This window comes from Acinetobacter sp. CAU_H_S139_7, assembly GCF_058599305.1.
In genome coordinates this window covers 2789938-2813755 of sequence record NZ_CM178651.1, presented here as the reverse complement: position 1 = coordinate 2813755, position 23818 = coordinate 2789938, and the positions used below count along the sequence as shown (strand labels likewise).

The 23818-nt window shown below is 41.8% G+C and carries 20 protein-coding genes and 1 pseudogene; 12 read left to right on the top strand and 9 right to left on the bottom strand.

Annotation, left to right across the window (positions count from 1 at the left end):
* The first annotated feature begins 51 nt into the window (after window positions 1–51).
* The 4 genes from AC4MC0_RS13725 to AC4MC0_RS13710 all read left to right on the top strand — a co-directional run bounded on the left by AC4MC0_RS13725 (window position 52) and on the right by AC4MC0_RS13710 (window position 5414).
* Window positions 52–2454, top strand: a complete 2403-nt coding sequence (locus tag AC4MC0_RS13725; protein WP_335998828.1) for a glucose/quinate/shikimate family membrane-bound PQQ-dependent dehydrogenase — start codon at window positions 52–54, stop codon at window positions 2452–2454.
* 381 nt (window positions 2455–2835) lie between these two features.
* Window positions 2836–4479, top strand: a complete 1644-nt coding sequence (locus tag AC4MC0_RS13720; protein WP_279669700.1) for a nitrite/sulfite reductase — start codon at window positions 2836–2838, stop codon at window positions 4477–4479.
* On the top strand, window positions 4472–4957 hold the full coding sequence (locus AC4MC0_RS13715; protein WP_335998824.1) for a DUF934 domain-containing protein: 486 nt from the start codon (window positions 4472–4474) through the stop codon (window positions 4955–4957). The genes AC4MC0_RS13720 and AC4MC0_RS13715 overlap by 8 nt, the downstream gene beginning before the upstream one ends.
* 103 nt (window positions 4958–5060) lie before the next feature.
* On the top strand, window positions 5061–5414 hold the full coding sequence (locus tag AC4MC0_RS13710; RefSeq protein WP_087528269.1) for a DMT family transporter: 354 nt from the start codon (window positions 5061–5063) through the stop codon (window positions 5412–5414).
* Between the two features lie 13 nt (window positions 5415–5427).
* Here the strand turns inward: AC4MC0_RS13710 and AC4MC0_RS13705 are convergent.
* The 3 genes and pseudogenes from AC4MC0_RS13705 to AC4MC0_RS13695 form a co-directional block, all read right to left on the bottom strand.
* A pseudogene (locus AC4MC0_RS13705) lies at window positions 5428–5865 on the bottom strand (VOC family protein); the annotation flags it as partial.
* A gap of 292 nt (window positions 5866–6157) precedes the next feature.
* Complete coding sequence (locus AC4MC0_RS13700; protein ID WP_279688370.1) at window positions 6158–7333, bottom strand: thiolase family protein; 1176 nt, start codon at window positions 7331–7333, stop codon at window positions 6158–6160.
* Window positions 7334–7433: 100 nt separating this feature from the next.
* Complete coding sequence (locus tag AC4MC0_RS13695) at window positions 7434–7958, bottom strand: GspH/FimT family pseudopilin (protein ID WP_201702556.1); 525 nt, start codon at window positions 7956–7958, stop codon at window positions 7434–7436.
* 373 nt (window positions 7959–8331) lie between these two features.
* Here AC4MC0_RS13695 and omp38 point away from each other — a divergent pair, with 373 nt between their 5' ends.
* A complete protein-coding gene (gene omp38 / locus AC4MC0_RS13690) occupies window positions 8332–9339 on the top strand; it encodes an outer membrane protein Omp38 (protein ID WP_126037838.1) in 1008 nt (335 codons plus the stop codon).
* Window positions 9340–10004: 665 nt separating this feature from the next.
* On the opposite strand, the gene AC4MC0_RS13685 is transcribed toward omp38, so the two are convergent.
* The 3 genes from AC4MC0_RS13685 to AC4MC0_RS13675 all read right to left on the bottom strand — a co-directional run bounded on the left by AC4MC0_RS13685 (window position 10005) and on the right by AC4MC0_RS13675 (window position 13941).
* Window positions 10005–11468, bottom strand: a complete 1464-nt coding sequence (locus AC4MC0_RS13685) for an amino acid permease (protein WP_005400253.1) — start codon at window positions 11466–11468, stop codon at window positions 10005–10007.
* A 9-nt stretch (window positions 11469–11477) separates the two neighbouring features.
* Entirely contained in the window at window positions 11478–12503 is a 1026-nt protein-coding gene (locus AC4MC0_RS13680; protein WP_004983119.1) for a methyltransferase, read from the bottom strand.
* 67 nt (window positions 12504–12570) lie between these two features.
* Window positions 12571–13941 carry a uracil-xanthine permease family protein gene (locus tag AC4MC0_RS13675; protein WP_335998816.1) on the bottom strand — a complete coding sequence of 457 codons (1371 nt, stop codon included), beginning with the start codon at window positions 13939–13941 and terminating at the stop codon, window positions 12571–12573.
* Window positions 13942–14112: 171 nt separating this feature from the next.
* On the opposite strand from AC4MC0_RS13675, the gene typA reads away from it, so the two are divergent.
* The 3 genes from typA to AC4MC0_RS13660 all read left to right on the top strand — a co-directional run bounded on the left by typA (window position 14113) and on the right by AC4MC0_RS13660 (window position 17043).
* Window positions 14113–15951, top strand: coding sequence for a translational GTPase TypA (gene typA / locus AC4MC0_RS13670; protein WP_004695169.1), 1839 nt, complete (start codon window positions 14113–14115; stop codon window positions 15949–15951).
* 201 nt (window positions 15952–16152) lie between these two features.
* Window positions 16153–16587, top strand: a complete 435-nt coding sequence (mscL, locus tag AC4MC0_RS13665; protein ID WP_004695171.1) for a large conductance mechanosensitive channel protein MscL — start codon at window positions 16153–16155, stop codon at window positions 16585–16587.
* Between the two features lie 126 nt (window positions 16588–16713).
* Window positions 16714–17043 (top strand): gamma-glutamylcyclotransferase family protein, encoded by a 330-nt coding sequence (locus tag AC4MC0_RS13660; RefSeq protein ID WP_335998813.1) that lies wholly within the window; start codon window positions 16714–16716, stop codon window positions 17041–17043.
* Window positions 17044–17101: 58 nt separating this feature from the next.
* Here the strand turns inward: AC4MC0_RS13660 and AC4MC0_RS13655 are convergent, their stop codons facing one another.
* Together AC4MC0_RS13655 and mutM are read right to left on the bottom strand one after the other, a co-directional pair.
* Entirely contained in the window at window positions 17102–17386 is a 285-nt protein-coding gene (locus AC4MC0_RS13655) for a peptidylprolyl isomerase (protein WP_004695176.1), read from the bottom strand.
* Complete coding sequence (mutM, locus tag AC4MC0_RS13650) at window positions 17383–18237, bottom strand: bifunctional DNA-formamidopyrimidine glycosylase/DNA-(apurinic or apyrimidinic site) lyase (protein ID WP_335998811.1); 855 nt, start codon at window positions 18235–18237, stop codon at window positions 17383–17385. The genes AC4MC0_RS13655 and mutM overlap by 4 nt, the downstream gene beginning before the upstream one ends.
* Before the next feature lie 352 nt (window positions 18238–18589).
* Between mutM and AC4MC0_RS13645 the strand changes: the two genes are divergently transcribed.
* The 3 genes from AC4MC0_RS13645 to AC4MC0_RS13635 all read left to right on the top strand — a co-directional run bounded on the left by AC4MC0_RS13645 (window position 18590) and on the right by AC4MC0_RS13635 (window position 22127).
* On the top strand, window positions 18590–19870 hold the full coding sequence (locus AC4MC0_RS13645; RefSeq protein WP_335998809.1) for a carbohydrate porin: 1281 nt from the start codon (window positions 18590–18592) through the stop codon (window positions 19868–19870).
* Between the two features lie 108 nt (window positions 19871–19978).
* Window positions 19979–21094 carry an NADH:flavin oxidoreductase/NADH oxidase gene (locus tag AC4MC0_RS13640; RefSeq protein ID WP_335998807.1) on the top strand — a complete coding sequence of 372 codons (1116 nt, stop codon included), beginning with the start codon at window positions 19979–19981 and terminating at the stop codon, window positions 21092–21094.
* A gap of 109 nt (window positions 21095–21203) precedes the next feature.
* Complete coding sequence (locus AC4MC0_RS13635) at window positions 21204–22127, top strand: AEC family transporter (protein ID WP_335998805.1); 924 nt, start codon at window positions 21204–21206, stop codon at window positions 22125–22127.
* A 41-nt stretch (window positions 22128–22168) separates the two neighbouring features.
* Here AC4MC0_RS13635 and AC4MC0_RS13630 read toward each other — a convergent pair whose 3' ends face one another.
* Window positions 22169–22975 carry a tetratricopeptide repeat protein gene (locus AC4MC0_RS13630; RefSeq protein ID WP_201702569.1) on the bottom strand — a complete coding sequence of 269 codons (807 nt, stop codon included), beginning with the start codon at window positions 22973–22975 and terminating at the stop codon, window positions 22169–22171.
* Window positions 22976–23268: 293 nt separating this feature from the next.
* On the opposite strand from AC4MC0_RS13630, the gene AC4MC0_RS13625 reads away from it, so the two are divergent.
* On the top strand, window positions 23269–23514 hold the full coding sequence (locus tag AC4MC0_RS13625; protein ID WP_004695190.1) for a hypothetical protein: 246 nt from the start codon (window positions 23269–23271) through the stop codon (window positions 23512–23514).
* Window positions 23515–23818 lie beyond the last annotated feature (304 nt).

Genomic DNA, 23818 nt, shown 5'->3' with positions numbered 1-23818 from the left:
ATATTAAAACGATATGAGCTTTTAACAGAATCTAAGAAAAAGGTGGTCAATATGAGTACTCCGTCTTCAGGTTCAGGGCTTAAAACTTTTACAGCTGTGATTGCTGTGATCTTTGGTTTAGTCCTGCTGATAGGAGGGATTTATCTTGCAGTGCTTGGTGGGTCTTGGTACTACATCATTGCAGGTTTACTCTTCATCGCGACTGCAGTTCTACTGCAAAAATTAAAAAGTACGGCATTAATCGTTTATGCGTTGCTGGTCTTGGGTACGGTGATTTGGGGCTTATGGGAAGTGGGTTCAGACTTCTTTGCCTTGGCACCACGTTTAGATATCCTTGGTTTATTTGGCTTATGGCTACTCATTCCAGCGGTTACACGCGGTTTTGACAACGCTAAAAGTGCAAAACTGGTTTTAACAGGTTCACTGGCAATTACTATTGCAGTGATGATCTATGCTGTATTTAATGACCCTCAAGAAATTCGAGGTGAACTAAGCAGCAAGCAGCCTGCAACCGCGCAGTCCATTCCAGGTGTTGCTGATGGCGACTGGCCTGCATATGGCCGTACTCAATCGGGCTTGCGCTATTCTCCTTTAACGCAAATTAATTCTGAGAATGTTAAAGATTTAAAAGTCGCTTGGACCTATAACACAGGCGACTTTAAAACAGAAAATGACTCTGGTGAAACCACCAATCAGGTCACCCCAATTAAAGTTGGGGACAATATGTATATCTGTACCACGCACCAAAAACTTGTTGCACTTGACCCTGCTACAGGTAAGGCGAAATGGACTTTTGATCCGAAACTTAAAGCGGACAATACTTTTCAGCACTTAACCTGTCGTGGCGTGTCTTATTATGATGCGAACAATACGGCTGGTTTTGAAGCCAGCTTGCAGCATAAAAAATCATCGTCTGAGCTATGTCCACGTAAAGTAATCCTACCTGTGAATGATGGCCGTTTAGTTGCCATCAACGCTGATACTGGTGAGCGTTGTACTGACTTTGGTAAAAATGGTGAAGTCGATTTACAAAAAGATATGCCGTTCCCTTATCCAGGCGGTTATATCCCAACGTCGCCACCTGTGGTCACAGGAACGACGATTATTATTGCGGGTTCAACCACAGATAACTATTCAACTGAAGAACCTTCAGGTGTGATCCGTGGTTATGATGTGAATACTGGTGCATTGTTGTGGGTCTTTGACACAGGTGCAGAAGATCCGAACGCGATTCCAGCTCCAGGTCAAAAGTATGTTCAAAACTCACCGAATGCTTGGGCACCATTAGCCTATGATGCAGCTTTGGATATGGTTTACATTCCAACGGGTGTGGGTACGCCAGATATTTGGGGCGGTAACCGTACCGAGTTGCATGAGCGTTATGCCAACTCAATGCTGGCACTGAATGCCTCAACAGGTAAGTTGGTGTGGAATTTCCAAACCACGCATCATGATTTGTGGGATATGGATGTACCATCACAACCGACATTGACTGACATTAAAGACAAGTCGGGCAAAATGGTTCCTGCCATTTACGTGTTAACGAAAACGGGTAATGCTTTTGTTCTAGACCGTCGTACTGGTGCAGCCATTGTTCCAATTACGGAAAAACCTGTACCACAAACAGTGAAACGTGGGCCGCAAACCAAAGGTGAGCGTTACTCTGCGACACAACCTTTCTCAGACTTTGACCTTGCGCCAAAAGAGAAATTGACAGATAAGCAAATGTGGGGCGCAACCATGTTTGACCAGTTGATGTGCCGTGTATCTTTCCACAAACTGAATTATGACGGTATTTATACCCCGCCTTCAGAAAATGGAACTTTGGTTTTCCCAGGCAACTTGGGTGTATTTGAATGGGGTGGTATGTCCGTTAACCCTGATCGTCAAATTGCGGTGATGAATCCAATCGGTTTACCGTTTGTATCTCGACTCATTCCAGCCGATCCAAACCGTCCGAAAACAGCCAAAGGTGCAGGCACTGAAGCAGGTGTACAACCGATGTATGGTGTGCCTTACGGTGTAGAAATCAGTGCGTTCTTATCTCCATTTGGTTTGCCATGTAAACAGCCTGCTTGGGGCTTTGTGGCGGGTGTAGATTTAAATACCCATGAAGTTGCATGGAAGCGTCGCATTGGTACGATCCGTGATAGCTTACCAGGAATTCAATTACCACCATTTAAAATGGGGGTTCCTATGCTTGGTGGTTCAATCTCAACTGCGGGTAATGTGATGTTTGTCGGTGGTACGCAGGATAATTATATCCGTGCCATCAACGTGACCAATGGTGATGAGCTTTGGAAAGGTCGTCTACCTGCGGGTGGTCAAGCAACACCAATGACCTATGAAGCCAATGGCAAACAGTATGTGGTCATTATGGCGGGTGGTCATGGTTCATTTGGGACCAAGATGGGAGATGCTTTGGTGGCATATGCCTTACCCGATGCAAAATAATCTTCAGTAGTCATTTAAACTTTCAAATAGCCTGATTCGTCAGGCTATTTTTATGTGCAGTCGGTTTAAAAGGGTAAAGTGAGAACGAGGAAGAAATAGAAAAATTGGGATCTACCCAGATAAGCAGAGTTTAAAATTTATGCGGTAGCAATGCATTGGTTAGTGTGCATGTGATAGGCTGAACGGAGTTAGCTGAATAATGTATAAGTATCTAATAAAAAATACTTTAATCAGAAAAAACCTTTAGGATTAGGGACAAACAGTACATCTACTTATCCTTATCAATAAAACAGCTATGAAATATGTAAAAAACGCATTTTGTTGATAGTTTAAATCTCGTTATGCTGTCAGCCGTTATAATGAAACTACTAGCTGTACGCCATGTATTTATATACTGATTTCGATCAGCAACTGATCAATGAACGTGTTGCACAGTTCCGTGACCAAACGGAACGTTATTTAGCTGGAAAACTCACTGAAGATGAGTACCGCCCATTACGTCTTCAAAACGGTCTCTATGTACAACGCTATGCGCCAATGTTACGTATTGCTGTGCCTTATGGCTTAATGAACTCAACGCAATTGCGCAAAGTTGCACAACTTGCAACTGAGTTTGACCGTGGTTATGCACACGTTTCAACGCGTCAGAATATTCAGTTTAACTGGCCTGCGCTAGAAAATGTTCCAGACATGCTTCAAGAGCTAGCTTCGGTACAAATGCATGCGATCCAAACTTCAGGTAACTGTATTCGTAACACCACCACAGACCAATATGCAGGTGTGGTTGCTGGTGAAGTGGCTGACCCACGTCCAACGTGTGAATTGATCCGTCAATGGTCAACCTTCCACCCAGAGTTTGCCTTCTTGCCACGTAAGTTCAAGATTGCGGTATCAGCACTTGAAGAAACTGATCGTGCAGCAACCTCATTCCATGATATTGGGGTGTATATCGTTAAAAATGAAGCGGGCGAAATTGGCTATAAAATTAAAGTCGGTGGCGGCTTAGGTCGTACCCCTGTGATTGGTAGTTTCATTCGTGACTTCTTGCCACGTGAAGACCTGATTGCTTACTTAGAAGCCGTACTGCGTGTTTATAACTTACACGGTCGCCGTGATAACAAATACAAAGCACGTATTAAGATTTTGGTGAAAGCGTTGACGCCTCAAGTCTTTGCTGAAAAAGTCGAAGCTGAGTTTGCGCACACCATTAAAACTTTAAAAATTCAGCCTGAAATTTTGCAGAAATTAGACGAAGAATTTATACCGTTTGATTATCAAGATTATGCAGATGAAGATTTTTCTGAACAGTTTGCTGCACATCCGAAATTCAAACAGTGGTTCAATATCAATACCAATGCGCATAAAGTGAAGGGCTACCGTATTGTAACGATTTCGTTGAAACGTACGGGTATTGCACCGGGTGACATGACCACTGAAGAGATGAATTTGATTGCAGACCTTGCAGACAAATACACCTTTGGCGAACTGCGGACCACGCATGAGCAAAATATTTCTTTGGTAGATGTGCCACAGAAGGATTTATTTGAACTGTGGACTATTCTTGAGAAAAACAATCTAGCGCGTGCGCACATTGGTTTCTTAACCGACATTATCTGCTGCCCAGGCGGTGACTTCTGTTCACTGGCAAATGCGAAATCGATTCCTATTTCAGAAGCGATTTCACGCCGTTTTGATGACTTAGATACCATTTATAACCTTGGCAAACTGGATCTGAATATTTCAGGTTGTATGAATGCATGTGGTCATCACCATGTGGGCAACATTGGTATTTTAGGTGTAGACAAAAAAGGCGCTGAATTCTACCAAATCACTTTGGGTGGTAATGCCGATCATGATGCTTCAATTGGTGACATTTTAGGCCCTTCATTTGCAGCTGAAGTTGTGCCAGACATCGTTGAAGAAATTTTAAATACTTATCTTGACCTTCGTGCTGAGGGTGAAGAATTCATCGATACTTATCGCCGTGTAGGCATTCAACCCTTTAAGGAGCGTGCATATGCTTAATACAGCACTACAAGTCCTCTCTAAACATGGCTCGATTGCAGACAATACTTATCAAGTGATTGGTGAAGATGGTGTTTTACCGCAAGGTGATGTGGTTTTAACGGTTGAGCAGTTAGATCAATTGGCTCAAGTTTCAGGTAAAAAAGCACTCCTTGTTACAGTCGATGCTTCTCCTGAAACGCATGAGTTCCCTTTAGATCAGTTAGATGCCATCTTTATTGATTTTGCGGGCTTTAACGATGGTCGTGGCTATTCATTTGCAGCACTATTACGTCGCCAAGGTTTCCAAGGCGAACTACGCGCAACAGGTGATGTGTTTAAAGATGTCTTGAACTACATGAAACGTTCAGGCTTTGATACCTTTGTTATTAAAGAAGGTAAAGACATTCTTGAAGCTGCTGCGGGTTTAAATGATTTTAGAAATCCGTATCAAGCATCAACAGCCGTTGCTCAAGCCAGTTATCAAACAGGCGCTTAAATTTTCAAGTGAATAAAAAGCTGGACTTCGGTTCAGCTTTTTTGTATTTATACGCAGCATTTTTGATGCACAAATTGAAGAAAAAGAAGCAGGTAGATTGGACATGATGGCACTTTTTGCAAAAATTAATCCTGGTGTCATTTGGCTACTCATTGCTATTGCTACAGATGTGCTTTCGACTTTTTATTCCGCAAAAGGTAATGGCTTGGTCAATAAATTGGATCAAGGTATTGCACTGGTGCTTTACATGATTTCTTTTGCGTGTGCCGCCTATGCCTTAAAATTTATGCAAGCGGGAATTTTATATGTGCTGTGGTCTGGCATTGGTGTCATTGCCACAGCACTCCTTGCTAAAACATTCTTAGGACAGAATATTGATTTGGCTGGATGGCTCGGTATTGGTTTTATTACCGTGGGGCTCACTATTATTGCGCAATTTTCAAATATTGATGTTTAAAAAAAAGACGCTTTTATCCTTCTTGTAATTGGCAATTCACCATCCATTTAATTCTAAACTGATCAGTAAATGCACCATAAAGTGCGCCCCAAAAGGTTTTCTCTAATGGCATCTCTATTTTTCCATTGACTGAAAGCGCATCAAATAAGCGTTTAGCATCGGCTTGTTCATGGGCATCTAAGTTAATCGAAATATAGTGGTTGTTGCCTACAGTAAAAACAGTATTGGTTTGGGCACAAAACTGATCATTGGTATCCGAAGCCATCAGAATCGTGCTGGCATTGATGGGAAGCGAAACATGCATGATTTTTTGTTGGTCAGCGTCGGAAAGGGTAACTGAACTTTCATCTGAAGGTAAGTCTCCATAACGCATGAACGTTGCGAACTCTCCACCAAACACAGATTTGTAAAAATTAAATGCGGCTTCGGTTTGACCATCAAAGTTGAGGTATAGTCAAACTACTTTATTATCCATACATTATTATAAGAAAGCTCTAAATAATTCATCGACTTATTTGTATTTGTTTTATAATGATTTGACTATAGTGATTCAGTTGCATTGTCTTATCCTTGTTGTTTTTTTCGTCGTTATTTTAACGAGTCGTTAAGATCGACCCTAATACAATCTTGTAATAAAAAATCCCTCGCAGTCGAGGGATTTTCATAAATGTCGCTTTTATATCAGCTAATCATCCAATCTTTTATTGTATAAAATATGTCAATAAAAGAGGGTTACTTGCATCTTAAAGTAATTCAATCGCTACAGCGGTCGCTTCACCACCGCCGATGCATAGTGCCGCAATCCCTTTTTTACCACCTGTGCGTTTAAGCGCATGAATTAAAGTGAGGATAATACGTGAACCGGTTGAACCGACAGGGTGACCCAGTGCGCAAGCCCCACCATTGATGTTCACTTTTGCTGGATCAAGTTTGAAGTCATCGATTGGACACATAGTCACCATCGCAAAAGCTTCATTGATTTCCCAAAGGTCTACGTCTTGCGCATTCCAACCTGTTTTCTTAAGCACTTTTTCAATTGCACCGACTGGTGCAATAGTGAACTCTGATGGATGTTGTGAGTTCGATGCATAAGCCACAATTTTCGCTAATGGTGCTAAACCTTTGTTCGATGCATTTTCTGCTGAAGTTAAAACCAGTGCGGATGCACCATCCGAGATTGAGCTTGCATTTGCCGCAGTGATGGTACCATCTTTAGCAAAAGCAGGGCGAAGGCTTGGAATTTTTGCAATATTGGCATTGAACGGTTGCTCATCTTTATCTACAACCACATCACCTTTACGGGTTGATACTGTCACAGGCACGATTTCATCTGCAAAGTAACCTTCGTTGACCGCTGTTTGTGCGCGCTCTAAAGAGCGAATCGCGAATGCATCCATTTGCTCACGCGTATAGCCACGGGTATTGGCCATATCTTGTGCAAAAGAACCCATCAGTCGACCTGTTTCTGCATCTTCTAAGCCATCAAGGAACATGTGGTCTTTGACATCGCCATGTCCCATACGGTAGCCCGCACGCGCTTTGGTTAAAATATAAGGAGCATTGGTCATCGACTCCATGCCACCTGCAACCACGATATTTGCTGAACCAGCTTTGATCATATCCGCAGCTTGCATTACCGCTTTCATGCCAGAACCACATAATTTATTGATGGTCACAGCACCTGTTGAATCAGGTAAACCTGCTTGGCGCATCGCTTGACGCGCTGGACCTTGCTTTAATCCCGCAGGTAGAACACAACCCATGATTACTTCTTCTACATCGTTTGCGTGTAGGCCAGCACGAGCAATCGCTTCTTTAATCGTCACAGCACCGAGTTCAGGCGCGGTTACACTGGCTAAACTGCCTTGAAAACCGCCCATTGCCGTACGAGCACCATTCACAATTACGATGTCTGTCATTTTCTTCTCCGAATCACTTATGCGTTTTGTTGGAAACTTAAGCAGTATATGCAAATTTGCTAGCGAGAAAAGCTGAAAACGTGATTATGGACTCATGGGTCTAGTTACAAGTATTGATGAGTTCTGTTCGGATCTGCCCCATTTTGCTCATGACCAGTTTAAAGTGATCCTGACTTTGTATAGAGCAGTAATAGAAGGTTCCATTTGAGCCAAGGGGGAGGCCATTTTCAGCTTTAAAGCTTAATGATGGAAGGTTGAGTGTGCCACGCCAATCAAGATTGCCATATTTAAGCTGTTGTTGTTCTGTCCGAATAATCGTTTCATTGGTATCTACTCGTCGATTTTTATTATTATCGATAAATACAATAAAACCTGTGTTCCATTGATGATTTTGGCATTGAATAAGGTCTTGACTTGGGCAAATGGTGATATTTTGACGTTGCAGGTTAGCCATATTTTTGGCTGCCTGAATACTATTTCGTAATGTATTCAGTGTTTTGCTTCGCTCTTGTGAGGCCATATACTGATGAAAGTGAGGAAGTGCGATTGTACAAATGATCAGAATAATGCTAATAGTGATCATGAGTTCAAATAATGTGAACCCTTTTTTATTTATAAAAAACATATGGTTATCCAGTTTTATTGTTGTGGGCTATTTTTTATTTATTAAAGCTTTGTTTATCAAACAAATTTTATACATAATTAGTAGTACTCAACTTGTTTAAAAAGCTGTTAAAATGTAAGACAAGTGAAAATAAGCTATTCGCAAGTAAAAATTGAGTAAAAAATTACCGAATTACAACGGAAATTGTAAGTAATTTTGTCAATAATTTACTTGATTAAAGTTATCAAGCACTTGGAAAAAAAATAAAGTGTTTGTATGATTCATTGCGAATAGCTTAAAAATAAAACTGGGGTATAAAAAAGCCTATCTCAGAATGGTTAAATAATTTTAAGCTTAGCTTGAAAAACAATTGTTATCTCTGGAGGATAAATCCATGAAAATGAGTCGTATTGCATTAGCAATGCTCGTAGCTGCTCCTTTAGCTGCTGCAAACGCGGGCGTAACTGTTACTCCATTAATGCTTGGTTACACTTGGCAAGATAGTCAACACAACAACGGTGTTGACCATTTAACTTCTGCTCCTGAAATTCAAGACGATTTATTCGTTGGCGCTGCACTTGGTGTTGAATTGACTCCTTGGTTAGGTTTCGAAGCTGAATACAACCAAGTTAAAGGTGATGTAGACGGTCTTGCTGCTGGTGCTGAATATAAGCAAACTCAAATCAACGGTAACTTCTATGCTACTTCTGATTTGATCACTAAAAACTACGACAGCAAAATCAAGCCATACGTACTTTTAGGTGCTGGTCACTACAAATATGACATCGATGGTATTGCTAAAGACGAAGAAGGTACTTTAGGTAATGCTGGTTTCGGTGCTTTCTGGCGCTTGAACGATGCTTTGTCTCTACGTACTGAAGCTCGTGCTACTTACAACATCGATGAAGATTTCTGGAACTACACAGCACTTGCTGGTCTTAACGTAGTTCTTGGTGGTCACTTGAAACCTGCTGCTCCAGTAGTAGAAGTTGCTCCAGTTGAGCCAGTTGCTCCAGTTCAACCACAAGAGTTAACTGAAGACCTTAACATGGAACTTCGTGTGTTCTTTGATACAAACAAATCAAACATCAAAGACCAATACAAGCCAGAAATCGCTAAAGTTGCTGAGAAGTTAGTTGAATATCCAAACGCTACTGCTCGCATCGAAGGTCACACAGACAACACTGGTCCACGTGCATTGAACGAACGTTTATCTTTAGCTCGTGCTAACTCTGTTAAATCGTCTCTAGTAAACGAATACAACGTTGACCCAGCTCGTTTGTCTACTCAAGGTTTCGCTTGGGACCAACCGATTGCTGACAACAACACTAAAGAAGGCCGTGCTATGAACCGTCGTGTATTCGCGACAATTTCTGGCAGCCGTACAGTTCAAGCTCAATAATCTGAGTTTTAACTAAAAAACGACTCTTCGGAGTCGTTTTTTTATGTCTAAACCAATGAAATTTATGTTAACTCGTGTCGTTGAAAATAAACTTGAGCTCAATGCAAGAGCCTTTAAGGTTTACGGTGGTCATGGTTAGTTACGTATAGGATATTAAATACAGTTAGAAGTATTTAATTTTAGAGGATGAATATAAGAAGAATGAAAAGGGGGATTTCTATTACTCATGCTTCACGACATCGATAATAATTTTGTCTTTAGAATGAATGGATATTTCTAGTTATTTAGCTTTATAAGGATTTATTTTGCCAATGAGATAATATTTCTGGCTTGATATCTAGGGGCTAAGAATTAGATAGAGATCAGTACTCAATGAACCGTAATATTTAGTTATAGCTGTGCGAATAGGGAGCTAAATCAAGTATGTCCTTTTTACTGCCCAAGTATGTAAATTGTTCATCGCGCAAGTGAGCCGATGCTGGTTACAGAATATTCACTAATTCTAGGATGGATCCAAGTCATAACTATCGATTCTATGTAACTTCAAGAGTTGAACCATGCTGTTGATGGATGTGTGCATGATTGAAAGGTTATGGTTTAAGTAAATGAATAAATGAAGAAAATAAAAAAACAGCCCGAAGGCTGTCTTTTATTATGAATGGATTTTATTCGCGATCAGGATTCATTGGACTGACATCCATTTCTTGGTATGAAACCAGTTTAGTTTTGTATTTCCATTTATAGCCTAGCCAAATCGCCAAGAATAAGAAAATACCGATATAGGTCGATAAAACGGAGAGCCATTCGCCATCAAGTACCGCTTGGTAGTTTTGACCTAAAACAACAATCGCACACAGGATAAAGGCAAACCACGGTGCAAAGGGGAAGAATTTTGCACGATATGCTAAGTCTTCAACCTTATGCCCTTGGGCAACATAGCCTTTACGGAAACGATAGTGTGAAACAGCAATCCCTAACCAAACAATAAAGCCACACATACCCGACATGTTGAGCAGCCAATTAAAGACCTGTTCTTCGCCAATGAAGGTGGTTAAGAAGCAAAGTGCAGCAATTGCTGTTGTTGCATAAAGCGCATTCATGGGTACGCCGCGTGGGTCTAATTTGGCAAACACTTTAGGTGCACTGCCATTTTGAGCCATATTGAACAACATACGCGTCGATGAATACATCCCTGAGTTACCTGCTGATAGAATTGCGGTTAAAATTACGGCATTCATTACGCTGGCAGCAAAGGCAAATCCAGCTTTTTCATAGAGGAGGGTAAATGGCGAGAGTGCAATATTCTCTGATGAAGCTGCTTGTAATAGAAGTGGATCATCATATGAAATGAGTGTGCCGATAATGAAAATACACACCACATAAAACAGTAAAATGCGCCAAAAAATCTGTTTGATGGCAATCGGGATCGTCTTTTGTGGATCTTTCGATTCACCTGCAGCAACACCGACCATTTCGGTACCTTGAAACGAGAACCCTGCAATCATTGCTACACCAATCAGTGCAGATAAACCACCAACGAAGGGTGCTTCACCTTTGGTCCAGTTGGCAAAAGTTGCGACACCTGGCGTCATCATGATTTTAGCAATCATGAAAATACCAATGATGATAAACACAATGATGGCAAGGACTTTAACCAAGGAGAAGAAGAACTCACTTTCACCAAAGCCTTTGACTGTCAGTGCATTGATCCCAAAGACAACAGCTAAGAAGAGAGCACTCCAGTAGAAACCGGGCAGGTCGGGAAACCAGAATTTCATGATGAATTGGACTGCAACCAATTCAAATGCAACCGTAATGGCCCAGTTATACCAATAGTTCCAGCCAAGGGCGAAACCAAAACCGCCTTCAACATACTTGGTGCCATAGGTGAAAAATGCACCCGATGTTGGGTTGTGTGTTGCCAACTCACCCAGACTGGTCATGAGAAAGTAAATCATCACACCAATTAAGCAGTAGGCCAATAACGCCCCGCCAGGGCCAGCATTTGCAATGGTTGCACCTGAGGCAAGGAATAAACCTGTACCAATTGAACCACCAATGGCGATCATATTCAGATGGCGAGCTCCAAGCTTCCGCTTGAGTTGAGCTGGTTGAGTCGTTTCGCTCATCATTGTTCCTTAAGATTTCTTTTGTGTGCTGGCAAACAGCACTTTAAAGCCTTGTTGATCGGCTTTGGTTGTACATTGGCCAAAACTTTGCTCAATGAGTAATGGATAATTCAGAAAGCGGTTGGCAACAATCCACAACTCGCCATCCGATTTAAGATGGCGACGGGATGTTTTGCATAAATTTTCGCTGGCATTGTAATCTGTATGAATGCCTTGATGGAATGGGGGATTGCTGACGATTGCGTGTAAAAACAGAGGAGCATCCTCAATTCCGTGTACCGCTTTAATCTCAAGTTGTTCTGGTAAAAGGTTATTTTTCTCAAAAGTCATTTTTGTTGAAGCGAGTGCAAAGGCATCGACATCCAGTGCAAAAATGCGATTTTTCGGATTTAACTTGGCCAAATAAGCACTGATCACGCCTGCACCACAGCCAAAGTCTGCAATTTTTCCAGAAGTGACCTGTGAAAGGTGAGGCAATAACACAGCTGTGCCCACGTCTAGACGATTTTGACTAAACACACCCGGTAATGCGCAAATCTGTAATTCACCTTTCGGGGTTGGCACTGTATAGAGTTGTGCCCAATCAGCCAAAGGTTTTGCCGTTACGGTTTTTTCGGTGACTAACTGCCACATTTGACAATGTCGAGCGCTGTCTAATTTGAGGGTTTTACCAAAAGGTTGCAGCTGTTTAGACGCGCGTTCTACACCGCCTTTCTTTTCACCGACTAAAAAGATCGATGCGCCTACGGCCAAACGACTCACCAGTTGGTGTAGGACATAATTGAGTAGTTCTTTTGACTTTGGAACAAACACGATGGCTTGATCAAAAGCGACATCAGGTAAATCTGTACCAAAATGCACATCACTTTGTTGGTTTTGGAAATATTGTAATTCGTTAAAATTCCATGTCCAAAAATGTGGTTCTACAGTACCAATTAGCTGTGTGTTTAATTCGTCACACGGTGCATTGACCAGTAAAACTGAACCAGAGAGAAATTCTTGCTGGCGAAGAACAACTTCACTTCGTGGATCCATTTTATATACTCCATTGTAAAAACGATGCCCAGACAGTGCTGGGCAAAGTGCATACTGAAATGAACAATTATTTCTTCGTTTCAGGAAGAATAATATTTAATAACAAGGCTGCAATACCACCTGTCGCAACACCCGAGCTAAAGATGTTACGGAATAATTCAGGTAAATGTTCCAAAATTTGTGGAACTTGTGCAACACCCAAGCCAAGCGCCAATGAAATGGCAATAATCAGTAGTGCGCGGCGGTCAAGATGAATACCTGACAGAATGTTAATTCCAGAAGCTGCTACAGCTCCGAACATCACCATCACAGCACCACCTAAAACAGCTTGAGGGACTGCCTGAATCACCCCTGCAACAGCAGGGAGTAAACCCAGAATCACTAATAATGCGGCAATCCAGATGCCGACATAACGGCTCCCAACGCCAGTGAGTTGAATTACGCCATTGTTTTGTGCAAAGACCGAGCTAGGGAAGGTGTTGAAAATACCCGCAAGGAAAGAGTTTGCACCATTCACCAAGACACCGCCTTTAATACGCTCCATCCATGTTGCACCATCCACGGGCTGGTTGGAAAGTTTTGAAGTCGCAGTAATATCACCAATTGCTTCTAAAGAGGTCACAAGGTAAATAAAGGCCATTGGAATAAATAAACTCCAAGAGAAGTCTAAACCAAAGTGCATTGGGGTTGGAATTTGAACCAGAGGTGCATCCTGAAGACCGGAAAAGTCGAGATGCCCCATAAACCCTGCCAATACATAACCGACAATCAGTGCGATTAAAATAGCCGAGCTTTTCACCCAAGTAATACGAATACGGTTCAATATAATGATCAGTGCTAGCACTGTACACGACATGATTAAGTTGTCTGGATTGGCAAAGGTATTGTTTGACATGGCTTGATAGCCACCACCCATGCTGATCAGACCTTCTTTAATGAGAGTCAAACCAATCAATAACACTACAATGCCTGTGACCAATGGGGTAATGAGCATTTTCACCCAAGGCAGAATACGTGAGACGCCCATTTCAATAAATGAACCTGCGATTACCACACCAAAAATTGCAGCCATGACGGATTCTACTGGAGTACCTGCAGCAACCATGGCAGAGCCAATTCCAATAATCGGGCCGATAAAGTTAAAACTGGTGCCCTGAACAATCAATAAACCTGCACCGAAAGGTCCAACTTTTTTACATTGTAAGAAGGTTGCAATCCCTGAAATGACCAAAGACATGGATAAAATCATGTTGGTGTCTTCTTTCGACACACCAAGCGCTAGACAGATGAGTAAGCCCGGAGTAACAATTGGGACAATAATTGCAAGGAGATGTTGAAAGGCAGCAAGAAAAGCAATGATTGGGCGAGGGCGGTCGTTTAAACCATAGACCAAATCGAGTTGATCTGTTTGATTGGGAGAGAGTTTCTGATCAGACATATGTCAAAGGGTGTTAGCAAGGTGGCGCTATTCTAATCGCTTTACACAGCTTTACAAAATTAATTACACACCACTTATCAAAAAAAATGAGTCTGTCAATAAACTGTCACTACTAAATTCTATTATTTTTCTGTATAATTTGCCCTCAAACTTTAGGCGTATCGAATTTACATGTCAGATATCAAAACTCTCCGCAACATTGCCATCATTGCGCACGTTGACCACGGTAAAACCACTCTAGTAGACAAACTTTTACAGCAATCAGGTGCACTTGGCGATCGTGCAGGCGAGATTGAGCGTGTCATGGATTCAGGCGCGATTGAAAGTGAACGTGGTATTACCATTCTTGCAAAAAACACTGCAATCAAATGGTTAGATGCACGTACCAATACAGAATACCGTATTAACATCGTCGACACCCCAGGACACGCGGACTTCGGTGGTGAAGTTGAACGTGTAATGTCGATGGTTGACTGTGTACTTCTTCTTGTTGACTCTCAAGAAGGCCCAATGCCACAAACTCGTTTCGTAACGCAAAAAGCGTTCGCACGTGGTTTGAAGCCAATCGTAATTATCAACAAAGTCGACAAGCCAAGCGCGCGTCCAGATTGGGTTATTGACCAAGTATTTGATTTGTTTGATAACCTTGGTGGTTCTGACGAACAGTTAGACTTCCCAGTTGTTTACGCTTCAGGTCTTCGTGGTGTTGCTGGTCCATCTCCAGAAGAACTTGCTGAAGATATGACTCCATTGTTCCAAACAATTGTAGACATTGTTGAGCCACCAGCAGTTGATGTTGATGGTCCATTCCAAATGCAGATTTCTTCACTTGACTATAACAGCTTCGTAGGTGTTATCGGTGTTGGTCGTATTCAACGTGGTTCAGTTGGTCTGAACACTCAAGTTACTGTAATTGATAAAGAAGGTAAGACTCGTAACGGTCGTATCTTAAAAATCATGGGTTACCACGGTTTAGAACGTGTTGATGTTGATTCTGCTCAAGCAGGCGATATCGTATGTATCACAGGTATTGATGAACTTCATATCTCTGACACAATCTGTGATCCGAAAAATGTTGAAGCTTTACCACCATTGTCTGTAGATGAGCCTACAGTAACGATGACTTTCCAAGTAAACAACTCACCGTTTGCTGGTAAAGAAGGTAAATTCGTAACTTCACGTAACATCCGTGAGCGTTTAGACCGCGAATTAATTCATAACGTAGCGTTACGTGTTGAAGACACTGACAGTCCAGACCGTTTCAAAGTTTCTGGTCGTGGTGAACTTCACCTTTCAGTTCTGATTGAAAACATGCGTCGTGAAGGCTTCGAGATGGGCGTATCTCGTCCACAAGTAATCTTGAAAGAAGTTGATGGCGAAAAGCAAGAGCCATACGAAAACGTAACATTTGACGTTGAAGAACAGCACCAAGGTTCTGTAATGGAACAAATGGGTCACCGTAAAGGCGAAATGACGAATATGGAAGTTGACGGTAAAGGCCGTATCCGTATTGAAGCAACTGTTCCTTCACGTGGTTTAATTGGCTTCCGTTCAGAATTCTTGACCATGACTTCTGGTACAGGGATCATGACATCAAGCTTCTCGCATTACGGTCCAATGAAACAAGGTACTGTTGCGAAACGTCAAAACGGTGTGTTGATTTCTATGGTTCAAGGTACTTGCCTTGGCTATGCATTGTTCACATTGCAGGACCGTGGTCGTCTATTTGCTAAACCTCAGTTAGAAGTTTACGAAGGTATGATCATTGGTATTAACTCTCGTTCAGATGACATGACAGTTAACCCAACTAAAGCAAAACAGTTAACAAACGTACGTGCTTCTGGTACTGATGATGCGTTGACTCTTGTTCCAGCTGTTGAATATACGCTTGAACAAGCGCTTGAATTCATTGAAGATGATGAATTAGTTGAAGTAACACCTAAGTCAATCCGTATCCGTAAGCGTTACTTGACTGAAAACGAACGTAAACGTAACCGTTCTGGTAAATAAGTTTTAAAAATGATGTTGCCCCATGCGGGGCCGCAACATTTAAAAATGCCATCAATTTATTGATGGCATTTTTTTGTTTAAAATTAGCAAACCAATATATAAAAGCAGATGATTTCCGAGTAAATTACATGGAAATGAAGCTATAAAATTAATGTATACTTCGTCACATAAATTAAAGTCAAAAAATAACTGGAGATTTAGATGAGTATTGTTCAAGAATTCCGCGAATTTGCGGTAAAAGGCAACATGATTGATTTGGCTGTCGGTGTGATCATCGGGGGGGCATTTGGTAAAATTGTCGATTCATTGGTGAAAGACATCATCATGCCATTGATCACGGTTGTGACTGGTGGTGGTGTAGATTTCACACAGAAATTCTTTGTTTTAGGGGATAACCCAAACAATTTACAGTCTTTAGATGAGTTGACCAAAGCTGGGGTGAACGTCCTGACTTATGGTAACTTCCTTACGATTTTAATTAACTTCATCATTTTGGCATGGGTGGTGTTCTTAATGGTGAAAATGATTAATCGTATGCGCCGTAAACAAGAAGAAGCAGCGCCAGAACCAGCAGCAACGCCAGAAGATATCGAGTTGCTACGTGAAATTCGTGATGAATTGAAAAAACGTCAGTAATCGAATGGTTAAAATAAAACGGCACATCAAGTGCCGTTTTTTATGTCTGAGACTTATCCAAAGACTGGTTTTTGTACAATTTTGACTTTATGATGCGCGCTGATTGAATAGCTATGGGGATGCCGAATGAACCAATTATTTGTCTACGGGACACTTCGTCCAAATCATGAAAATGCCCATCTTTTAGAGTGCATAGGTGGAACATGGCAAAAAGGTTATGTGCATGGCGTGGTGCATATTTTGGATTGGGGACCCGACAAAGGCTTATTCGCCATTGTTTTAGATCCGCAAGCAGCAGCGGTTGAAGGATATTTTTTTAGCAGTGAGAAATTAACCGAACATTGGGATGCGTTGGATGAGTTTGAAGGGATACAGTATCAACGGGTGAGGGTACAAGGGACGTTGGAATCTGGCGAACGTGTTGATGCTTGGACATATGAGATGAAAGAGGCTTAATCAAATACCGTGTTTGTGATGTGCTTAGACTTAAACACATCACACACTGGGTAACTTTTTAAAAATCCATACGGAATTTAATTTCTAGTAAATGAAAACCAAATTGGCTCTTGATGGGACCATGTAGTACTTTTTCAGCAGCACTAAAGACCAATTTATCAATCACAGGCACCAGTTGGCCTTTTTTGACTTCACCCAGTTCACCACCGCGCTTAGCTGAATTACAGGTGGAATATTGCTTGGCAATTTTGGCGAAATCGGCGCCATCGTGGATTTTCTTTTTCAGTTGTTCAGCGAGGTCTTTGTCTTTGACCAAAATATGACGAACAATGGCAGTTTTCATTTGGTTTTTCCTCGAGCTGTGGCTTTGGGCTTAGGTTGCACTTTTTTCAGCGGTTGGCATTCGGGACAAAATACAGAAGCACGCTGTCCTAGTTTGATGTTTTCAAGCGTGGTTTCGCAGTTCACACACATTTCACCTGCTCGACCATAAGCCAATAAGGTTTGTTGAAAGTAACCATTTTCACCCATCGCATTGGAATAGTCCCGCAGGGTAGAACCACCTAAATCGATGGCCTGCTGCAAAATACGTTTAATCTCGACCACCAATTTTTCAATTTGGCTGGGTGTTAAACTAGACGCCACTTGCGCAGGGTGAATGCCCAAATTAAACAAACTCTCTGTGGCATAGATATTTCCGACACCAACCACCACATGATTATCCATGATTGCAACTTTTATGCCGACCTGTTTGTTTTTTAACTTTTGGCTTAAATATTCAGCGTTAAAATCAGCACTCAGCGGTTCAGGCCCAAGGGTATCGATTAACTTGGTTTGCGAATATTCATCCATCCATAAAATACAGCCGAAGCGGCGCGGGTCATGATAGCGTAGCTCGACATCTTCAAAACGAATAATCAAATGATCGTGTTTACGCAGCGTTTCACCGACCTCACAAATACGGAAACTCCCTGACATGCCCAAATGCCAAAGCATCGTGTCTTGTTCAAAAACGGCCAAAATGTATTTAGAACGGCGTTTGAGTTGAATTAAACGCTGTCCCACCAGTTTGTTGAGATCGGCGGGAATTGGCCAGCGCAGGCTCGACTGGCGAACTTCAACACTGAGCACTTGCTGATCTAATAACGGCGCTAAACTGGCTTTGGTGGTTTCAACTTCGGGTAATTCTGGCATGGCAACATGAGCTGATAAAACTTGAGGCTAATATTGCGGTGTACACGCAAGATTGCAAGTGATTTCAGTCAGAGGCTTGCCTTTAGCAGCTTTGTACAAAGCTAAAGTGTGGGATTGTGTGCTGTGATTAGGAATCCTCCTCCTCAAATTACATTCTCGAATCGAGTGAAAACTGCCATGAAGCACCCAAATCCAATCTTCTGTTTATAGCTGTGGACGATATTGATAACTTTTTTTGAATTAATGATAAAAATTTTGCTGAGATCTTTGTTTAAAAATTATGTACTTTTCATTAAAATTTTCATTTAAATGAAATGAATTGTTCTTCATTTTAGTTTGGGGCTTAGGTTTTATGCGACAGTTTTCTTTCTCTTTATTTGCAACAGCAATGTGTGCCTGGGCGACAGTGAGTCATGCGGAGCAGATGTTAGATGTACATGGTCAGTATTTGTTTGGTGACTGGCAGGGAAAACGAACTGAATTGGCGCAAAAAGGCATTAAGTTTGAAGCCAATGCTTTAACAGATACCAACTATTTGGCGGATGGCGGGCATAATGCAGGTGCAAGTCCAAATACCGCTTCACAGTTTTGGCTAGGTACACAATTTGATTTAGAGAAGCTAGCGGGCTGGGAAGGGGTCACCGTTCGTTTTGTTGCGACTGCGCGTCAAGGACAAAGTACCTCAATTCGCGATTTGCAAGATCCTTCTGCACCGCAATTAGCCAATGTACAAGCCACTTATGGTCGTGGAAACCAAGACAGCCGTTTGTCAGAGCTTTCAATTGAAAAACGTTTTAAAGAACAAGGGCTCAGTGTCAAAGTTGGGCGACTGGGTTTGGGTTCTGATTTTGATGTGATGGCCTGTGATTTTGTCAGTAATGCCTTTTGTGCCGCGCAAATGGGGAAATGGCAGGGTAATATCTGGATGAATACGCCGGTTTCACAATGGGGTGGTCGTATTAAGTATCAACTGACCCCTGAAGTGGCAACTCAAGTGGGTGTTTATGAATTCAATCCAGATAATGGCAATGGCAAAGCAGAAGGACAAGGTTGGAGCTTAGACACAGAGCATGCCGATGGTGTGACTATTCCTGTGGAAGTGATTTGGACACCGAAAGCACTGTTCAATGGTTTGGCGGGGAGCTATCGGGTTGGTGGGATATATAACACCGCAGATGATCCAAATAACCAATATGACGTGGCTTATGGCAAAGGTGTGGTTGGCGAAGACCGGACATTTGCAGGATGGGTTGCCATCGAACAACAACTGACTTCAACGGGTGCAGGGCGCCAAGGTTTGCATAGTTTTGCTAACTTTACATGGCATGACCGCATCACCAATAAAGTAGACAACTCACAACAAGTGGGGCTGAAATATATTGGGGTATTTGAACAGCATACAACGGATATTTTAGGTTTTGGAGTGAATCGTGTACATCTGAATGAGCGATTCACTGCGGGTAAAGAACAGTATGATGCGAGCGCAGAATACAATATTGAATTGAACTATAGCTATAACGCTACGCCGTGGTTAATGTTACGTCCCAACATCCAATATGTGATCAACTCAGGTTCAAGCCATGTGGTGGATAATGCACTGGTCTTGGGGCTCGGAAGCCGCATTATTTTCTAAATGGATAGCCATAAAAGTGCAAAGGTTTGACAGCAGATTTGCACTTTTAGCGTTGAATGCAAGGTGCTTTATTTGTTATAGATCATAGTGAGTACAGGGAGAGCTGTGATGCCATTATTATTTCAACCCATTCAATTTGGGGATCTAAACTTAACAAATAAAATCGTGATTGCGCCGATGTGCCAATATTCAGCCAATGATGCGGGTGAGTTGAGCTATTGGCATGAGCAACAATGGGCCAATTATGCTTTGTCAGGTGCGGGCTTATGTATTGTTGAAGCGACAGCCGTACAAGCGGTAGGACGGATCAGTTTTGCGGACTTAGGACTGTGGAATGATTTGCAACGTGCGCAAATGAAAGCCTTGCTCAGAAAAGTCAAAACACTCTCTCCAATGCCTTTTGCCATTCAACTGGCACATGCAGGGCGTAAAGCATCGACCGATCGACCGTGGTCGGGAAAAGGTCAGATCAAACCGAATGAACCCCATGGTTGGCAAACGGTGTCTGCCAGTGATGTGCCCTTTAAGCCCGAAGAGCACGCACCACATGCTTTGAGTGTGGCGGAGATGCAAGACATCATCGATGACTTTGCCAGTGCAGCAGTACGCGCTGTAGATGCAGGTTTTGAGCTGATCGAACTACATGCAGCCCATGGTTATTTGTTGCATCAGTTCATGTCACCGCTGTCGAACCAACGTACCGATGAATATGGCGGAAGTTTTGAAAACCGCATTCGATTTACTTTAGAAGTATTCCAAGCCATTAAACAAGCTGTTCCTGAAAACTATCCCGTGGGTATACGTTTATCTGCAACTGATTGGATGGAATCGACCGCAACAGAAAGTTGGGATATTGATTCAACAGTGGGGCTATCGAAAGCGTTGGAGCAACTCGGGGCGGCTTATATTCATGTCTCAAGTGGTGGCTTGCATGTGGAACAAGACATTCAGATTAAGGCCAAGTATCAAGTGCCTTTTGCCCACGCGGTGAAGCAAGCGGTGAAAATTCCAGTCATTGCGGTGGGATTGATTACAGAAGCCAAACAGGCTGAACATATTTTAGAAGCGCAAGAAGCCGATGCAATTGGTCTGGCGCGCGCCATGTTGTATGACCCAAGATGGCCGTGGCATGCAGCCGCAGAACTGGGTGGGAAAGTCTCTATCGCACCGCAGTATTTACGGTGTCAGCCACATGGGATCAAAGATTTGTTTTCTGCGTTCTAATCGCATAAGCATTTTGCTTCGCCATTGGGCTTTAAAAATATTTCAACTGAGTAAAGGTGTATCCTAGGATAGGTCTTTACTTACATCATCTGGAAAAGGAACAGCTTGAATGATTTTTTCGGTAATTTTTCCAGTATTTTTCCTGCTCTTCCTTGGTTTTGCCTCTGTCAAAATCCAGTTGCTCGCTAAAGAGCAAATGACTGCAATCAGTGCTTTTGTCATCAAAATTGCGTTACCTGCTTTATTATTGCACGCCTTAGCTTCAAAAGATTTGCATGAAATTTGGTATCCCTCTTATTTTTATGTTTATGCAGCTGTGACCTTTGGCTTATTTATTACGGCTTTTATTTTAGGTCAAAAGCTGTTTAAAAATCACTTTACCCACGCCGCAGTTTTTTCACTGGGTGCATCCATGTCCAATACGGGGTTATTGGGAGCAGCGATTTTGACGCTGCTGATGGGAAGCGAAGCAATGATTTATATTTCATTGGTGGTGATCATTGAAAGTGTATTTCTTGTACCGCTGATGCTCACTCTGGCAGAAATAGGGCGACAAAGACAAGCCAATTTAGCCTCCATTTTAAAAACTACATTTCTCACGCTACTTAAAAATCCACTGTTTTTGTCGGTGATGATTGGTATGGGTTGTGCGATTTTCGAACTTCAAATTCCACATTTAATCGACCAAGTCTTTGCGATGCTAGGCCTGACTGCTGCACCTTTAGCGCTCTTTATTATTGGTGGGGGAATGGTGGGGCTAACCATTCAATCGTTTAACTTACAAACCGTTTATCTGGTGGTGTCTAAAAATATTTGTATGCCACTATTGGTTTATTTAGGGCTGACCTATTTGACTGAATTGGACCCAAAGATGATTTATGCAGGGACCTTGATTGCAGCTTTACCGATGCCCTCTCTGTTTGGAATTTTTGGGCAAGTGTATGGTTTGAATGAAAAAGCACTCACTCCACTGATGATTAGCACGCTATTGAGTTTTGTGGTGGTCAGTGTCTTGATTGGTCTTTGGTGGTGAAAAAAATACTCTCAATTGAGAGTATTTTTTGAAGAAGCGATTTATTTTTTGACTGCTGCTGTTGCAGGGGACTTAGCTTGATTCGCCATCATAGTTTCAACCTGCGCTAATGATTCTTTCGCTTGTGGCACATTTTCCTTGGCTAAAGCGGTGAAAATTTTCTTCGCTTCAGGCAAGTTCTGCGGAATGATATTGCCATTAGCAAACATATTGCCTACGGCCATTAGGGCAGGAATATAGCCTTTTTTGGCTAAGTCTTGAATGCTGTTGAGGCCTTTTTGAATCGGCGCTTCTTGTTTGTTTTTAAAGCCTGTACTGATGTCGTACAGGGCTTGTGCATGAATGGCTTGATAGTTGCCTTTTTTCACCAAAGGCTCAAGTTTCTTAAGGGCTAACTTTTCAGATTCTGGTTTATTTTCAGAAAATAACAGCACGGCATATTCAACAGTCGCATCATCAAAGCCTAGTTTTGATGATGCTTCAAAGTGTTGTTTGGCTTTGTTGATGTCTTGAGGCAAGCCTAAAGTACCAGTGACATAGTTTTTCGCAAGCACATAATGCGCAACAGGGTAGCCTTTATTTGCAGCGTCTTGATAGAGCTGAATGGCTTTCTTCTCATTCTTCGCTGTGCCTTGGCCAGTCTGAGTCAAATAAGCCAAGTTGTACATGGCTTGTGGGTTGCCAGACTTTGCCAGTTTTTCTAACGCTTGATATGCTCCCGCCATATTGTTGGCTTTAACCATTTCTTCAATCTTGGCAAATTCGGGGTTAATGGTATCTTGAGTGGTGGCTGCAAGTGCAAGCTGGCTAGAGAGTGCAATTAAGCTTGCAAGTACGATTTTCTTCATGTTTTATAAACCTTTTTCTTACACATAAGTCCATCTATGTGTGTATTTGTTTTGAGTCATTTCACATCATAAGTTGAATTGTGTGAATGTAAATATCTGAATTGTGTCTTGGTCTTACAAATTTTCGTTGATTGTGTTGATCGGTATATCTTTTTCCAATACAACCCGCGTGCTATGCAGTGGAAAAGTCTGAAACGTGTTATTGGTATTTGTAGCGGATGAGCTTTGGGATTTATTAGGATTCTGGCTTAGATTCTGTTTAAATAACGCTGAAAATGAGTAGTGAGTTCAGCATGTTTATTAAGTCAATTAAGCGAAATTATTTAAAAGTTTTGGCCGATGAGTCGATTCCAGATGGTGAAAAAATTGATGCCTTATTGATGAAATTGGGTGGTGAGTTTTTAGTGAGCAAAGATGACCGTGTATATATCTTTGAAAAAGACGGTGTGACCGCAAAATTTGATGCTAAACATGCACGAGACTTTTCATTTAAAGACTATCTCTGCAAAGACATGAATAAGTTGTTTCATGATTTTTGATATTTAATCTTCATTGTAAATGAGTGAACTATTAAATAAGGCTCTAAAAATAGTTTAAGTCCTTGGATGAGCCTTTTATCCAAGAACTGATGCTTGCTATAGACTTCTAAAGCAATATTTTTTATGTTTTGTTTATACCCGAAGAATGAGTGTGAATGGCTTTAACCACTGCAAAGATACTTGCAGTGGTCAGGCTAAAAGATAATATAAAATAATAATTTGTATATGAATAGATTATACGCTTTTTTAGCAAAAGCGTTTGACTGTGTGCTCATCATTCAAGTTATATCATATAAAAAAGAAG

What these genes read in the sequence shown, in the direction of transcription:
- AC4MC0_RS13700 (WP_279688370.1), bottom strand. Translation starts at nt 7,333, where the DNA reads ATGACAGACATCGTAATTGTGAATGGTGCTCGTACGGCAATGGGCGGT.
- AC4MC0_RS13635 (WP_335998805.1), top strand. Translation starts at nt 21,204, where the DNA reads ATGATTTTTTCGGTAATTTTTCCAGTATTTTTCCTGCTCTTCCTTGGT.
- AC4MC0_RS13655 (WP_004695176.1), bottom strand. Translation starts at nt 17,386, where the DNA reads ATGAAAACTGCCATTGTTCGTCATATTTTGGTCAAAGACAAAGACCTC.
- AC4MC0_RS13675 (WP_335998816.1), bottom strand. Translation starts at nt 13,941, where the DNA reads ATGTCTGATCAGAAACTCTCTCCCAATCAAACAGATCAACTCGATTTG.
- typA (WP_004695169.1), top strand. Translation starts at nt 14,113, where the DNA reads ATGTCAGATATCAAAACTCTCCGCAACATTGCCATCATTGCGCACGTT.
- AC4MC0_RS13725 (WP_335998828.1), top strand. Translation starts at nt 52, where the DNA reads ATGAGTACTCCGTCTTCAGGTTCAGGGCTTAAAACTTTTACAGCTGTG.
- AC4MC0_RS13660 (WP_335998813.1), top strand. Translation starts at nt 16,714, where the DNA reads ATGAACCAATTATTTGTCTACGGGACACTTCGTCCAAATCATGAAAAT.
- AC4MC0_RS13715 (WP_335998824.1), top strand. Translation starts at nt 4,472, where the DNA reads ATGCTTAATACAGCACTACAAGTCCTCTCTAAACATGGCTCGATTGCA.
- AC4MC0_RS13630 (WP_201702569.1), bottom strand. Translation starts at nt 22,975, where the DNA reads ATGAAGAAAATCGTACTTGCAAGCTTAATTGCACTCTCTAGCCAGCTT.
- mutM (WP_335998811.1), bottom strand. Translation starts at nt 18,237, where the DNA reads ATGCCAGAATTACCCGAAGTTGAAACCACCAAAGCCAGTTTAGCGCCG.
- AC4MC0_RS13685 (WP_005400253.1), bottom strand. Translation starts at nt 11,468, where the DNA reads ATGAGCGAAACGACTCAACCAGCTCAACTCAAGCGGAAGCTTGGAGCT.
- AC4MC0_RS13720 (WP_279669700.1), top strand. Translation starts at nt 2,836, where the DNA reads ATGTATTTATATACTGATTTCGATCAGCAACTGATCAATGAACGTGTT.
- AC4MC0_RS13645 (WP_335998809.1), top strand. Translation starts at nt 18,590, where the DNA reads ATGCGACAGTTTTCTTTCTCTTTATTTGCAACAGCAATGTGTGCCTGG.
- AC4MC0_RS13625 (WP_004695190.1), top strand. Translation starts at nt 23,269, where the DNA reads ATGTTTATTAAGTCAATTAAGCGAAATTATTTAAAAGTTTTGGCCGAT.
- AC4MC0_RS13680 (WP_004983119.1), bottom strand. Translation starts at nt 12,503, where the DNA reads ATGGATCCACGAAGTGAAGTTGTTCTTCGCCAGCAAGAATTTCTCTCT.
- omp38 (WP_126037838.1), top strand. Translation starts at nt 8,332, where the DNA reads ATGAAAATGAGTCGTATTGCATTAGCAATGCTCGTAGCTGCTCCTTTA.
- mscL (WP_004695171.1), top strand. Translation starts at nt 16,153, where the DNA reads ATGAGTATTGTTCAAGAATTCCGCGAATTTGCGGTAAAAGGCAACATG.
- AC4MC0_RS13710 (WP_087528269.1), top strand. Translation starts at nt 5,061, where the DNA reads ATGATGGCACTTTTTGCAAAAATTAATCCTGGTGTCATTTGGCTACTC.
- AC4MC0_RS13640 (WP_335998807.1), top strand. Translation starts at nt 19,979, where the DNA reads ATGCCATTATTATTTCAACCCATTCAATTTGGGGATCTAAACTTAACA.
- AC4MC0_RS13695 (WP_201702556.1), bottom strand. Translation starts at nt 7,958, where the DNA reads ATGTTTTTTATAAATAAAAAAGGGTTCACATTATTTGAACTCATGATC.